This is a genomic window from Nocardia aegles, assembly GCF_052545135.1.
The window spans coordinates 294,075-306,801 of record NZ_JBQWRI010000005.1; the positions used below are offsets into that span (position 1 = coordinate 294,075).

17 protein-coding genes are annotated in these 12,727 nt (G+C 68.4%); 9 read left to right on the forward strand and 8 right to left on the reverse strand.

The features are described 5' to 3' along the window. Nucleotides 1–42: 42 nt before the first annotated feature. The 4 genes from ACT89H_RS17100 to ACT89H_RS17115 all read left to right on the forward strand — a co-directional run bounded on the left by ACT89H_RS17100 (nucleotide 43) and on the right by ACT89H_RS17115 (nucleotide 2,724). On the forward strand, nucleotides 43–549 hold the full coding sequence (locus tag ACT89H_RS17100; protein ID WP_445109616.1) for a helix-turn-helix domain-containing protein: 507 nt from the start codon (nucleotides 43–45) through the stop codon (nucleotides 547–549). After that, entirely contained in the window at nucleotides 546–1,217 is a 672-nt protein-coding gene (locus ACT89H_RS17105) for a heparin-binding hemagglutinin (protein ID WP_445109617.1), read from the forward strand. The genes ACT89H_RS17100 and ACT89H_RS17105 overlap by 4 nt, the downstream gene beginning before the upstream one ends. A gap of 80 nt (nucleotides 1,218–1,297) precedes the next feature. After that, complete coding sequence (locus ACT89H_RS17110; protein WP_040870424.1) at nucleotides 1,298–1,588, forward strand: DUF2516 family protein; 291 nt, start codon at nucleotides 1,298–1,300, stop codon at nucleotides 1,586–1,588. A gap of 92 nt (nucleotides 1,589–1,680) precedes the next feature. Beyond that, nucleotides 1,681–2,724 (forward strand): alpha/beta fold hydrolase, encoded by a 1,044-nt coding sequence (locus tag ACT89H_RS17115; protein ID WP_445109618.1) that lies wholly within the window; start codon nucleotides 1,681–1,683, stop codon nucleotides 2,722–2,724. Between the two features lie 22 nt (nucleotides 2,725–2,746). Here ACT89H_RS17115 and purU read toward each other — a convergent pair whose 3' ends face one another. Then, a complete protein-coding gene (gene purU / locus ACT89H_RS17120) occupies nucleotides 2,747–3,637 on the reverse strand; it encodes a formyltetrahydrofolate deformylase (protein WP_445109619.1) in 891 nt (296 codons plus the stop codon). Between purU and ACT89H_RS17125 the strand changes: the two genes are divergently transcribed. Continuing rightward, on the forward strand, nucleotides 3,636–4,010 hold the full coding sequence (locus tag ACT89H_RS17125; protein WP_445109620.1) for a PIN domain-containing protein: 375 nt from the start codon (nucleotides 3,636–3,638) through the stop codon (nucleotides 4,008–4,010). The two genes, purU and ACT89H_RS17125, sit on opposite strands and share 2 nt — an antisense overlap. 18 nt (nucleotides 4,011–4,028) lie before the next feature. Here the strand turns inward: ACT89H_RS17125 and ACT89H_RS17130 are convergent, their stop codons facing one another. Beyond that, nucleotides 4,029–4,568 carry a GNAT family N-acetyltransferase gene (locus tag ACT89H_RS17130; protein WP_445109621.1) on the reverse strand — a complete coding sequence of 180 codons (540 nt, stop codon included), beginning with the start codon at nucleotides 4,566–4,568 and terminating at the stop codon, nucleotides 4,029–4,031. Between the two features lie 155 nt (nucleotides 4,569–4,723). Between ACT89H_RS17130 and deoC the strand changes: the two genes are divergently transcribed. After that, entirely contained in the window at nucleotides 4,724–5,392 is a 669-nt protein-coding gene (deoC, locus tag ACT89H_RS17135; RefSeq protein WP_445109622.1) for a deoxyribose-phosphate aldolase, read from the forward strand. 75 nt (nucleotides 5,393–5,467) lie between these two features. On the opposite strand, the gene ACT89H_RS17140 is transcribed toward deoC, so the two are convergent. Next, on the reverse strand, nucleotides 5,468–6,202 hold the full coding sequence (locus ACT89H_RS17140; protein ID WP_445109623.1) for an LmeA family phospholipid-binding protein: 735 nt from the start codon (nucleotides 6,200–6,202) through the stop codon (nucleotides 5,468–5,470). A 99-nt stretch (nucleotides 6,203–6,301) separates the two neighbouring features. Here ACT89H_RS17140 and ACT89H_RS17145 point away from each other — a divergent pair, with 99 nt between their 5' ends. After that, on the forward strand, nucleotides 6,302–6,910 hold the full coding sequence (locus ACT89H_RS17145; protein ID WP_445109624.1) for a hypothetical protein: 609 nt from the start codon (nucleotides 6,302–6,304) through the stop codon (nucleotides 6,908–6,910). A 12-nt stretch (nucleotides 6,911–6,922) separates the two neighbouring features. On the opposite strand, the gene ACT89H_RS17150 is transcribed toward ACT89H_RS17145, so the two are convergent. The 3 genes from ACT89H_RS17150 to ACT89H_RS17160 all read right to left on the reverse strand — a co-directional run bounded on the left by ACT89H_RS17150 (nucleotide 6,923) and on the right by ACT89H_RS17160 (nucleotide 8,822). After that, nucleotides 6,923–7,726 (reverse strand): class I SAM-dependent methyltransferase, encoded by an 804-nt coding sequence (locus tag ACT89H_RS17150; RefSeq protein WP_445109625.1) that lies wholly within the window; start codon nucleotides 7,724–7,726, stop codon nucleotides 6,923–6,925. Continuing rightward, a complete protein-coding gene (locus tag ACT89H_RS17155) occupies nucleotides 7,696–8,217 on the reverse strand; it encodes a DUF2505 domain-containing protein (protein WP_445109626.1) in 522 nt (173 codons plus the stop codon). The genes ACT89H_RS17150 and ACT89H_RS17155 overlap by 31 nt, the downstream gene beginning before the upstream one ends. Nucleotides 8,218–8,336: 119 nt before the next feature. Next, nucleotides 8,337–8,822 carry a DUF2505 domain-containing protein gene (locus ACT89H_RS17160; RefSeq protein WP_445109627.1) on the reverse strand — a complete coding sequence of 162 codons (486 nt, stop codon included), beginning with the start codon at nucleotides 8,820–8,822 and terminating at the stop codon, nucleotides 8,337–8,339. A gap of 129 nt (nucleotides 8,823–8,951) precedes the next feature. On the opposite strand from ACT89H_RS17160, the gene ACT89H_RS17165 reads away from it, so the two are divergent. Continuing rightward, nucleotides 8,952–10,049, forward strand: a complete 1,098-nt coding sequence (locus ACT89H_RS17165) for a UDP-N-acetylmuramate dehydrogenase (RefSeq protein ID WP_445109771.1) — start codon at nucleotides 8,952–8,954, stop codon at nucleotides 10,047–10,049. Between the two features lie 83 nt (nucleotides 10,050–10,132). Then, nucleotides 10,133–11,356 (forward strand): L,D-transpeptidase, encoded by a 1,224-nt coding sequence (locus tag ACT89H_RS17170; protein WP_445109772.1) that lies wholly within the window; start codon nucleotides 10,133–10,135, stop codon nucleotides 11,354–11,356. Nucleotides 11,357–11,361: 5 nt separating this feature from the next. Here the strand turns inward: ACT89H_RS17170 and mscL are convergent, their stop codons facing one another. Together mscL and ACT89H_RS17180 are read right to left on the reverse strand one after the other, a co-directional pair. Further along, complete coding sequence (gene mscL, locus ACT89H_RS17175) at nucleotides 11,362–11,829, reverse strand: large conductance mechanosensitive channel protein MscL (protein WP_445109773.1); 468 nt, start codon at nucleotides 11,827–11,829, stop codon at nucleotides 11,362–11,364. Between the two features lie 128 nt (nucleotides 11,830–11,957). Next, the gene (locus ACT89H_RS17180; RefSeq protein ID WP_445109628.1) at nucleotides 11,958–12,695 is read right to left on the reverse strand and encodes an SDR family NAD(P)-dependent oxidoreductase; all 738 of its coding nucleotides are present in this window, start codon (nucleotides 12,693–12,695) and stop codon (nucleotides 11,958–11,960) included. Nucleotides 12,696–12,727 lie beyond the last annotated feature (32 nt).

Consider the following 12,727-nt stretch of genomic DNA (forward strand, 5'->3'; position numbering starts at 1 on the left):
CTGACCTAGAATCGAATCCGTACAAACGCCAGAAGGTGAGTGATGGCTGACCAGCCCGAGGTTTCCGCCGAGTACACCGACAGACCGGACGAGCATTCGTCCGGCGCCGGCGAACGAGGGGGTCGCGTCGTCAGTGCGGCGCACGACATCGGAGGCTTCATCAGGGCGCAGCGAGAAGCCGCGCAGGTCTCGTTGCGTCAGCTCGCCCAGCTGGCGGGGGTGAGCAATCCGTACCTCAGTCAGATCGAGCGCGGACTGCGTAATCCGTCCGCCGAAGTGCTCACGCAGATCGCGAAAGCGCTGCGGGTCTCATCGGAGGTCTTGTATATCCGGGCCGGCTATCTGGAGCAGCGGCCACACAGTCCGGTCCGGGACGCACTGCTCGCCGACGCGTTCATCAGTGAGCGGCAGAAGCAGGTGCTGCTGGATATCTATGAATCGTTTCGCCGGGAAAACGGAGGAAACGAGGTAGGGGGGCACGTATGGGACAGCGACGTTCCGCGCACGACAACCGAAACTCCGCCACGCCAGGAGAACGAAACACCATGACCGAGAAGAACGCTACCGTCACCAAGCCCTTGCTCGCCACCGTCGGCGCGGGTGACGCTCTCTATGCCGCCGTCAACGACGTTGTCGCCCAGGTGCGTGAACGTGCGGCCGCCACCGAGGTGCAGGCCCGGGTAGAGGGCGCGCGCGAGCGCTTCGCCAACGTTCCCGCCGACGTCCAGTCCCAGTTCGAGTCGCTGCGCGAGCGGCTGTCCGGACTGCCTTCGGAGCTGCCGGACGACCTCGCCGAGCTGCGCGAGCGATTCGCCGCCGAGGAGCTGCGCGCGCGGGCCGAGAAGTACTACCGGCAGGCGCTCGACCTCTACACCGACCTCGCCGCTCGCGGTGGGGAGACCATCGAGCGGCTGCGCGCCAATCAGGTCGTCGACGAGCGGATCGGCAAGGTCGAGACCCTCTACGGCGACGCGGTGAGCCGCGCCGAGGACGTGCTCGGGCGCGTCAACGGACTGATCGGCCGTCCGGCGAAGGCCGAGACCGAGGCCGCGGCCGACGAGGTGGCCGATCCGGCGCCGGTCGTCGATGCCGAAGTCGTCGAGGTGACCACCGAGGACACTCCGGCTACCAACGGTGCGGCCGACCAGGCTCCGGCCAAGAAGGCTCCCGCCGCCAAGAAGGCCCCGGCGAAGAAGGCCGCCCCCAAGAAGGTCTGACCACCCGCCGCCGCGGCTGTTCGACGCCCTCGCGCACCCTGGTGCGCGGGGGCGTTGCTTCTATGATGGGTGGGGTGAATATGGTGCACGGATTGACCGGGATGATCCTGCTGGTGCTGTGGCTGGCGGCGCTCGGTGCGACGATTTTCGCGCTGATCCACGCCGTGCGTCAGCGTCCGGACGCGTTCACCGCGGTGGACAAACTGACCAAGCCGATCTGGCTGGCGATTCTCGGGGCGGCTGTGCTCGTGCTCCTGCTCTCGCCCGCGGGTCTGGGCCTGCTCTCCTTCGCGGCGATCATCGCCACGGGTGTCTATTTGGCCGACGTCCGGCCGAAGGTGGACGAGGTGCAGCGCGGTCCACGCTGGTGACGGCGGAGTTCGCCGACAGGTAAAGGTGCTTGCACTAGCAAGCGGTGCGAATCGGGGTTACTGTATCTATCAGTAACACAAAGGAGTGTCCGATGCGTGCCCTGCTGCCGACCGCGTTGACGAGCTTCCGGGGTCTGCTCCGGAACTTGCGCGACGCACACAGCGCCGACCTGCGTTCTCGCACCTACCGGACCGCCGCGTTCAACCCGCCGACCGCGCCCCGCGAGGTGATCCCGGTCCGTGCGGCTGACGGCGCCCGGCTGCGCGTGCACGCGTACGGTCCGGCGGATGCCCCGGCCATCGTGCTCGTCCACGGATGGACCTGCTGTCTCGAATACTGGAATCCACAGATCAACGCGTTCGCCGGTGACTATCGAGTGATCGCCTACGACCAGCGCGGTCACGGCGAGAGCGAATACGGGTCCAGCGAACTGACCATGGAGTTGCTGGCCGACGACTTGGCCGCCGTGCTCGACGCCGCGCTCGCGCCCGGACAGCGGGCGGTGCTCGTCGGCCACAGTCTCGGCGGCATGACGCTGCAAGCGTGGGCGGGACGCTATCCCGAGCGGGTCGCGCGCCAGGCGCTCGCGGTGTTGCTGACCAATACCGCGGCAGACCGGTTGATCTTGGAGACCACGGTCGTGCCGCTGCTGAACCGTCCGCTGCGGCTGCTGCAACTGAAGGTGCCACTGCCGTTCCTGTTCGGCAGGCTGGGTCTCGGCATGCCGCTCGTCTTCCCGCCCATCACGCCGGTGCGCTGGCTGTTCGCTCGTCAGATCCTCAGCACCACGGCCAAAGGCGAGCTATTGGATTTCAGTATGGCCATCGTGCGGTCGTGCCCGGCTCGGGTGCGCTCGAAGTTCGGTGTCCTGCTGGCCACGATCGATGTCGGGGATTCGGCCCGGAACCTGGTGGTCCCCACGACGGTGATCGCCGGACAGTTCGACGACATGACGCCACCGGCGCACTCCGAGCGCATCGTCGAATTGCTCCGGCAAGCCGGCAGTCTGGCGCGGTACCAGGTGCTGCCCACTGGACATCTCGGCAACGTCGAGGCCTACGGCCGGTTCAACGAGGAACTCGCGCGCCTGCTGCCCGCGGCGAACAGGTCCAGCCGCGCCGATCTCGCGGGCTGACGCACCGGGGCGTTCCCACCGGTCAGGAGAAGACGACCGTCCGGCGGCCGTGTACCAGAACGCGGCCCTCCAGATGCCAGCGCAGCCCGCGCGCCAGGACCACCCGTTCGATGTCGCGGCCCTGGCGGACCATGTCGCGCACTTCGTCCGCGTGGTCGATGCGAATGACGTCCTGCTCGATGATCGGGCCCGCGTCCAGTTCCGCGGTCACGTAGTGGCAGGTGGCTCCGATCAGCTTCACGCCACGGGCGAAGGCCTGGTGGTACGGGCGAGCGCCGACGAACGAGGGCAGGAAGCTGTGATGGATATTGATCGCCCTGCCCGCCCAGTGCTCGCACAGCTGCGCGGGCAGCACCTGCATGAACCGCGCCAGCACCACCGCGTGCGGATCGTGCGCGTCCACCAGGGCGCGAACTTCCTCGAAGGCGGGACCGCGCTCGGCCGGGTCCGTGGGGAACGGCACGTGATGGAACTTCACCCCGTGCGCCTCGGTCATGGCCGCCAGATCCGGGTGGTTGCCGATCACCGCCTCGATGGTGGCGGGCAGCTCACCGCTGGCGGCGCGGCCGAGCAGGTCGTGCAGGCAATGGCCGTCCTTGCTGACCAGCAGGACCGCCCGGCGGCGCGCACCGGAGTCCAGTAGTTGCCATTCGGTCTCCGAACCCAGATCAGCCGCCACCCCGGCGAATCGGTCACGCAGTTCCGCGATGCCGAACGGCACCGTCGTGGCCCTGATCGCCTGACGCGTGAAGAACCAGCCGGTGTCCGCGTCGGAGTGATACCCCGCCTCCACGATGGAGCCGCCGAATTCCGAGATGAACGACGTGATCCGGGCGATAATGCCCGGACGATCCGGGCAGCCGAGAGTCAGCACGTAACGGCGGTCGTCCAGGGCAGGCGGAGCGGAACTCATGAGCCCATCCTGTCAGGTGCGCCGCGCGCGGATCACCGAGCCTTCGTCCGATGCCCACCTGTCCGCTGTCACTGTGGCCGAGCTGCGGTTCGGGATGGCCGCGATGCCGCCAGGCAAGCGGCGAGACAACTTGCGCGACAGGTTCGAAACTCGCGTGCTGCCCCTGTTCGCAGGGCGAGTACTCGCTTTCGATGTCACCGCCTCAGCTGTGTATGCCGAACTCATGGCCGCGGCCCGCGCCATCGGAGGTGCGATCGGCACCGCCGACGGCTATATCGCCGCGACGGCCGGCGCTGCTCGGATGGCCGTCGCGACTCGCGATACCGCGCCGTTCACAGCTGCCGGAGTGCCCGTCATCGACCCGTGGGCCTAGCGCCGGCACCCTACGCGCTCAGAGGTGGTAAAACGGCTCGGCGTAATGGAATTCGCCGGCGATCTGGGAGTCGTAGGCCGACAGGGGGCGGACCTGGAAGTGACCGACCCACGCCGGGTTGTCGGGGGTGATGCCGAGGCGGGCGGCGGGGACGAAACCGAAGCGCGGGTAGAACTCCAGGCTGCCGAGCAGGCCGATGAGCGGTTCGTCGAGGGCGTCGGCGGCGCCGAGCGCCGCGTGCATGAGGGCCGAGCCGACTCCGGCGCCCTGATGGTCGGCGAGAACGCCGATCGGGCCGAGCGCCAGCACGGGAAACGGGCCGACGGCGGCTCTGGTCAAGCACAGGTGGCCGACCACGCTGTCGTGCTCGATCACCACCAGCGAGAGCGTCGGGATCCAGCCCTCGTCGCTGCGCAACTTCGCGACCAGGTCCACCTCGGGCGGATCGGCGCTGGGGCGGTCACCGGACGTAGCGGGGACATAGCGCGGTGCGAATGCGCTGCGGTGCACCGCCGCGATCGCAGCGGCGTCGTCGACGCGTTCGCGACGGATCAGCACGGTCGTCTCCTCCCGAACGAAGTAGGGCCCATCCACACACGTCGGTCAGTCGACCGTGGCGTCACGTTGTTCGATGCGCCATCAGCTACGAGTGTGCGCGAACTGCCACCAGGCGCGCAATGGAATTCGCGTCCGGTGTGCCAGACTCTGACCCCATGGCAAGTTCCACGTCGCTGACCAGGGCCGGAGTGGCCGCCATGATCGATCACACGCTGCTCGCCCCGGAAGCGACTCCCGCGCAGGTCGCAGCGTTGATCGAGGACGCGCGGGCGCTGGGCGTGCTCGCGATCTGTGTGTCGCCGTCCATGTTGCCGGTGCGCGCGCCCGGACTGGTGGTCGCGACGGTCGCCGGATTCCCTTCGGGGAAGCATCATTCGCTGGTCAAGGGCGCCGAGGCGCGGCTCGCGGTGGAGCAGGGCGCTACCGAGGTGGACATGGTCATCGATGTCGGCGCGGCTCGCGCGGGTGATTACATGGCGGTGCTGTCCGACATCGTCACGGTGCGCGAGGCGATCGGCGATCGGGCGCTGCTGAAAGTGATCATCGAATCCGCCGCGCTGCCGGATGAAACGATCGTGCAGGTGTGCCGGGTGGCCGAACGCGCTGGAGCCGATTTCGTGAAGACCTCCACGGGTTTTCATCCCGCGGGCGGCGCCAGCGCGCACGCGGTGCGGTTGATGGCCGAAACGGTCGGCGACCGGCTCGGCGTCAAGGCCAGTGGCGGCATCCGGACCGCCGAGGCGGCCGCGGAGCTGATCGCGGCGGGCGCGACCCGGCTGGGGCTGTCGAAATCGCGCGAAGTGCTCGACGGTTTCCCGCTCTGACCATCAGCCCGAAACGTTCGTGGACGTCCCGAAGCGCGTTCGGCAGGGCCCGAAGATCCTGCGGTGGTGTGGCGTTCAGCAGCGCATTCCGGAGCCGGAGCCGGCGCTGTTGCCCGCGGGTTCGAGCTGGGTACGTCCACCGGAAAGGTGGACATCGACGCCGGAGTCGGTGACCTTCAGGTCGGTCGCCGTCATGCCGAGCGGGTAGCTCTCCAGGCTCTTGGTGAACAGGTCGACGATGCTCTGCACCAGGTCGGAGGGCAGCCCGATGCCGAGCAACTCCGCCGACATCGTCTCCACGTGCACTGTGCCGTTCACGATCTGCGGCTTCAGTTGGAGTTCGGCGATGCCGCCGAGCACCGACAGGGTGAGCATGCCGGTGCTCTGCGAGGAACGCACTCCGCTGACCATGCCGCCGAGGGTTTCCTTGATCCCGTCGTTGCTCCAGGAGACGTCGGCCGAGGAACTGCCGATCTCGCCGCCGCTGTGGTCGGCGACGTCGACGTCACGAAAGACGGCGTGCACCACCATCCCGACGGCGGGACCGAACTTGGAGTCGGCACTGTTCACCTGCACCGAAGGCACATTGCCGTCGATCCAGGTGAGCAGCATCGGCTTGGGCCCGAAGCTCACGTCGATCTTCGACCCCATCTCCTTCTCGAACTGCGAGCTGATGCAGTTCGAGACCGTGTGCCTGGCATAGGCCTCGCCGCCCACCAAGACCGTGGCGAGCAGAATCGCTACCACGGTCAGGGCGATCAGCAGGGTCCGCCGGTTGATCGTCGAGGTTGAGGTTGCGTTCGTACTCATGGCCGAAATTCTTCCCGACCTTTCTGTGCCGTCTCTGAGGAGGCGGTGAGGGGTTCGAATGTGACATGAAGCACAAAAATCCAGCGTAGCCTGATGCGCATGGCTGGCGAAGCGGCAAGCCGCGCGATCGGATCCGCGGAACAAGGATGGCGTGTTCTGCGCCGCTGGGCCGGTCGGCACGCCGGTTTCTTCACGACTCGCCAGGTGTTGCGCACCGGGTGCGGACCGTGGGTGCGTGCAGGCCTCGGCGACGGTTCGGTGACCAGGGCGGGAGTCGGCATGCTGCGGTTGGCCGGGTGGCCGGACGGCCCGCTCGACGAATACGCGATGTGGGCGGCGTGGTTCGACGGCGCCGCGGTCGTCTCCCATCAGAGTGCGGCGGAGCTGCACGGGCTCGGCAGGCTGAGCCCGCGGTTCCTACATCTGTCGGCACGCGCGGGACGTCCGCCGGTGACGTCGCGGCTGGTGGTCGTGCGCCGCGCGCCGGCAGGCACCGACGTGGAATCGGCAGGTGCGTTCCTGGTGACGACTCCGGTGCGCACGGTGCTCGACCTGGCCGAGAGCGATATCGGGCAGTCCGCCTTGAACGAGGTGGTGGCCGACGCGGTCGCCATCCACCGGTGCGCGGGCGAGGAGATCACCGATACGGGTGCGCGCTTGTCGCCGCGCGCCGCCCGCCGGGTATACCAGGCGCTCGCCATAGCGTGACAAACGCGCTCGCTAGGTATCGAGCGGTGCTACCGCCGACCACGGCACCGAGAGCACGTTGTCGCGCAGGCGGCGGCGGTAGTGGCGGATCGGGAAGCCTTCCGCGTGCAGCGCCCGCGCTGCCGCGCGCCAGCGGGCGCGGGGGCCGTACGGCGCCATCGGCGCGGCGCGGGCCCACGCGCGATCCGCGGCGGCGAGCAGCGCGTGGATCGGTTCGCCGGGAATGTTGCGGTGGATCAACGCCTTCGGCAAGCGCTCGGCGAGGTCGGAGGGGCGCTCGACGGTGAAAGGGTCCCAGGCCAGCGTGAGCGAGCGCGGCCCGTCCCGGTCGAGCAGGATCCATGCGCAGCGTCTGCCCAATTCGTCGCAGGTGCCCTCGAGCAGCAGCCCGCCCGGCGCGAGCCCGGCCAGCACCGTCGACCACGCCTCGCCGACCGCTGATTCCGGATACTGCCGCAGCACATTGAAGGCACGTACCAGAACCGGTCGCAGCCCGGCCAATTCGAAGCCGCCGCGAGCGAAGGTGACGCCGTCGCGGCCGGGCACCACGCGCTGCGGGTCGATCTCCAATCCGACCACCCGCACGTCCGGGCGGATCGTGCGCAGCCGAGCGGCCAGCTCGAACGTGGTCCACGGGCTCGCGCCGTACCCGAGGTCGACGACCAGCGGATCGGGCGCGACGCGCAGCCGGTCGGCGACGAACTCGTCGTTGATCAGCCAGCGGTCGCTGCGGCGGAGACGATTGACGGCGGTGGTGCCACGAGTGATGGTGCCGACCGGCTTGGTCAGCGAATGGCGTGCTGTTCTTCCAGCCACTGCACCGTGAACTCGGCCTCGCCGCGGAACAGGTCGACCAGGTTCACCAGCATCAGCTGTTCCAAGCGCGGACCGACCATGGGGATGAACACCTTCGCCTCCGAGGAGAACCGCATAGTGCAGCCGGTGTCGGTGGGGAACAGGCGGATGGTGCCGCCGAGGCTGCCGGGGCCCGCGGGAATGGAGGCCGAGTACTTGCCGGTGATCTCCTCGGCGGTGTGCGGACCGTAGAACTCCTTGCGGGTGATCACCATGTCCTTGCGCATCACCGTCTGGGCGATCTCCGGCAACATGTCGCGGGGCAGGACATGGCGCAGTTCGACAGTGATCCCGTCGTCGCCCGCCTCCAGTCGGACCACCTCGTTGCCAGGGCTGTACTTCCGCATCTCTGTCATCCGCGCGTCCCAGTAATCGCGGTTCGACAGCGCCGCGTACAGCTCTTTTGTGGTATGCAGCGGATAGCGGGCGGAGTAGTCCAGTCGGCGTGCCATGGGCTCACAGGTTACCGGGACCCGTGGCGCCGACCTCGGCGGGCGGGTGGAGTGCGGAACGACCCGAGCGCCGGACCGCACGATGTGACGTCGAACAGTGACCGTGCTCGTGAGGCCGGTCAGTGCGCGGCGAGCCACTTACCGGTGAACTCCGCCTCGTTCTTCAGCAGTTCGGTGAGGTGCTCCGCGATCGCCTTTTCGATCTTGCTGCCGAACAGCGGAATCTTCACCTCGATGGCGCCGTCGACCGTGATGACGGCGTCGGAGCCGTCGGCGGCCAGGGTGATGGTGCCACGGACCTCGGCGGGCGCGCCCTCGACGCGGGCCTCGAAGGTGGCCCGGTCTCCGGTCCAGTGTTCGACGCGCGGGATGTTCAGATCGCCGGGCCGCACCGCGGTGATCGCGGCGGGGAGCTGTTCGGCGGCGATGACCTGCACCATCTCGACGCGCACCTCCGCACCGCTGACGGTGACCGACTCCAGCCGGGCGTTCGGGCCGCCGACCTCCGCGATGCGATCCTTCCAGTACTGGTCGTTCACGAATGCCGCGCGCACCGCGGCGGTCGGATGGGTATAGCGGGCCGTGTACGCCAGCGGTGTAGCCATGAGTCCACACGCTACCGTGTAGCGCTCGCGCTACACGACTCGTGCTGTCCGGACCGCGCGCGGGCTGAATACGCCGACGTGTGGCCATCGGCGTGCACGCTGCGGTTCAGCGTGCACGCTACGTTTAGCATCGTGCGAACTTCACGAGTAGCGCTGTCGGACCTCCTCGCCGGTACCGGTGCGCGGCTGCGCGCCGACGTGCGGCTGGCGGAGCTGACCACGTTGCGGGTCGGCGGCCCCGCCCTGGTCGCCGAATGCGCGACGACCGAGGCCTTGGTCGCCACGGTGCGCGCGCTGGACGCGGCGGGCGTCCCGGTGCTGTTGCTCGCGGGCGGATCCAATCTGCTCGTCGGCGACGACGGCTTCGACGGCGTCGTGGTCCGGGTCGCCACCACCGGCGTCGACATCGCGGACAGCGGTGTGCTCGCCGAGGCCGGCGCGAACTGGGACGCCGTGGTGCGCGCGACGGTCGAAGCGGGCTTCGGCGGATTGGAGTGCCTGTCCGGCATTCCCGGCTCCGCGGGTGCGACGCCCGTGCAGAACGTCGGCGCTTACGGCGCGGAAGTGGCGAACCTGCTGCGCCGAGTACGCCTGCTGGATCGCGGCAGCGGCGAGATCCGTTGGGTGGAGCCGAGTGAACTCGGGTTCGGTTACCGCACCAGCGTGCTCAAGCACCGCGACGACGCCGTCGTGCTCGCGGTCGAGTTCGCGCTGCGCGCCGACGGTTCCAGCGTGCCACTGCGTTACGGCGAGCTGGCCTCGGTGCTGGGCGCCACGGACGGCGAGTCCCGGCCCGCGGCGCAGGTGCGGGAGGCGGTGCTGCGGTTACGTGCGGGCAAAGGCATGGTTCTCGATACCGCCGACCACGACACCTGGAGCGCGGGTTCGTTCTTCACCAATCCGGTGGTCGCGCCGGAGCGGGTGGCGCAGGTGCGCGCCGCGATCGCCGCTCACGTGGGCGATGTCGCGGTGCCGACCTACCCGGCGCGGGACGGGGTCAAGTTCTCCGCGGGCTGGCTCATCGAGCGGGCGGGTTTCGCCAAGGGCTTCCCCGGTGCGGGGGCGCCCGCCCGGCTGTCGACGAAACACACACTGGCGCTGACCAATCGCGGTGGCGCCAGTGCGGCCGATGTGGTGGCGCTGGCCAGGACGGTCCGCGACGGCGTGGCCGAACGTTTCGGGATCCGGCTGGAACCCGAACCGGTCACCGTGGGTGTCACGCTCTGACCCGTTGAGGCCGACACCACACGCTGGGTCGACGGGTCGGCGCGCGTGCCGCGCGTAGATTCGACGAAGTGAACCACCGCCCGATGATCCACCGATCGGTTGCCGTGGTGTCGGCCGTCCTGCTGGTGGTCGTCGCCGTGGTGGCCGGTTGCACGATAGACCGCGGCTCCGGCAAGCCGCGTCCCGCTGCCGGTCCGGTCGCCAAAGCGACGTTGACTCCCGCCGACAAAGCGACGAACGTCAATCCGACCACGCCGGTGTCGGTGACGATCAGTGACGGCACGATCGATCAGGTCGCGCTGACCAATGCCGCGGGCAAGCAGGTCCGCGGCCAACTCGCGCCGGACCGGCGCGCGTTCACCATCACCGAGCCGCTCGGCTACGACGCCACCTATTCCTGGTCCGGTACCGCCGTCGGCGCCGATGGCAAGCCGATCCCGATCGACGGTTCGTTCCACACCATCACGCCCAAGAGCACCGTTCCCGCGACCCTGAACATCGGCGACAACCAGGAAGTCGGCATCGCGGCGCCGATCATTCTCCAGTTCAAGTCCTCCGTCACGAACAAAGCCGCGGTGGAGAAGGCGCTCACCATCACCACCGATCCGCCCACCGAGGGCGCGTGGGCCTGGTTCCCCGACGACGGCGGCTCGCGCCTGCACTGGCGTCCGAAGAACTACTGGACACCGGGGACCAGCGTGCGCGTCTCGGCCCGGCTCTATGGCCTCGACCTGGGCGGCGGCACCTACGGCGATTCCGATCTCACCACGGATTTCCGCATCGGCCGCAGCCAGATCGTCAAGGCGAGCGCCCCGAGTCACCGCATGCAGGTGATCCGCGACGGGCAGACGGTGTTCGATTTCGCGGTCAGTTACGGCGAGGGCAACGAGGCGCGCAACGTGACCCGCTCCGGCATCCACGTGGTCACCGAGAAGTACGAAGACTTCATGATGTCGAACCCGCCGTACTACACCAACGTTCGCGAACGCTGGGCGGTACGCATCTCCAACAACGGCGAATTCATCCACGCCAACCCGCAATCGCTGTCGGCGCAGGGGTCGGCGAACGTCACCAACGGCTGCATCAATCTGTCGCCGGGTGATGCCCAGGCGTATTTCCCCACGTCCTTGTACGGCGATCCGGTCGAGGTGACCGGAACCTCGATCCCGCTGTCGGCCGCCGACGGCGACCTCTACGACTGGACCATCGACTGGGACACTTGGAAAACCATGTCGGCGTTGCGGGGTACGCCGTCGGCCGTGGTGTCCGCCACGCCCGTGCCCCCGCAGCCCGCTGGGGCGCGCTGACCAGGCTAGCGCACCTGCACGTTCTGCTCGTCGGTCGCACGGGCGTGTTCCGCTTCGGCCGCGCGGTCGGCGTGGCGCTCGGCGCGAACCTTCTCGTGCCGTTCGGCCAGGAGATCGCGGATCTCGGTCAGCAACTCGATCTCGGTGGGCTCGGCCGCCTTCGGCGTGCCGAAGCGGTTCTTGATCGTCTTCATGGGCAGGATCAGCACGAAGTACAGCACCGCGGCGACCATGACGAAATCGATGGTGGCCGTGATGATCGGGCCGATGGCGATGAAAGTGGCGGGCTTGGCGGGAATCAGCTGGACGCCGAGGCCCAGCTGATTGGTGCTGCCGAACACCGCGAGCAGCGGATTGACGACACCCTTCGTCACCGAGGTCACCACAGAGGTGAACGCGGTGCCCATGACGACGGCGACCGCGAGGTCGATGACGTTCCCGCGCATCAGGAACTCTTTGAAGCCCTTGAGCATGAGCCGAACCACTCCCATCCGATGTCTTTACGCGTGCGGCCTCTCGGATGCTAACGGCTACGGACGAAGAGCGAAGTCCCAGCAATTCGCGGCCGGACCGACACCGCCGGCCCGGGTATTCGCCGGCGCTATGAGGTGCGGCGGGCGAATCGGCCCGCATCCGCCTGGTCGCGCGGTTTGATGATGATCTGGTCCAGGTCGACGTGCGCCGGTCGCGACGCGACGAACCCGATGACCTCCGCGATGTCCTGGGCGACCAGCGGATCGATGCCCTCGTACACCTTGGCCGCGCGCTCGGCGTCGCCGCCGAAACGCACCAGTGAGAACTCGGTCTCCACCGCGCCGGGCGCGATCTCGGTCAGGCGCACCGGCTGCCCGAGCAGCTCTCCGCGCAACGTGCGGTGCAGCACGGCCTGCGCGTGCTTCGCGGAGGTGTAGCCGGAGCCGTTGTCGTAGGCGGTGAACGCGGCCACCGACGTGACGGTGACGATCAACCCGTCGCCGGAGGCGATCAGCTTCGGCAGCAGCGCCTTGGTGACGCGCAGCGTGCCGAGCACGTTCGTCTCCCACATCCACCGCCAGTCGTCCAGGTCGGCCTCGGCCACCGAGGCCAAGCCCTTGGCGCCGCCCGCGTTGTTGACCAGCACGTCGACGCGCTCGACCGCTTCGGTGAACGCCTGTACCGACTCGTCCGAGGTGACGTCGAGTTCCACTGCGGTGCCACCGATCTCCTCGGCGAGGCGGCGCAGACGATCGACCCTGCGCGCACCGACGTAGACGTGGTAGCCCTGCTTCGCCAGCTCACGGGCGGTGGCCTCGCCGATTCCCGAGCTGGCTCCGGTGACGACAGCGATGCGAGTGCTCATGCCGACAGATCCTAGATGCGCCGGGTTTTCCG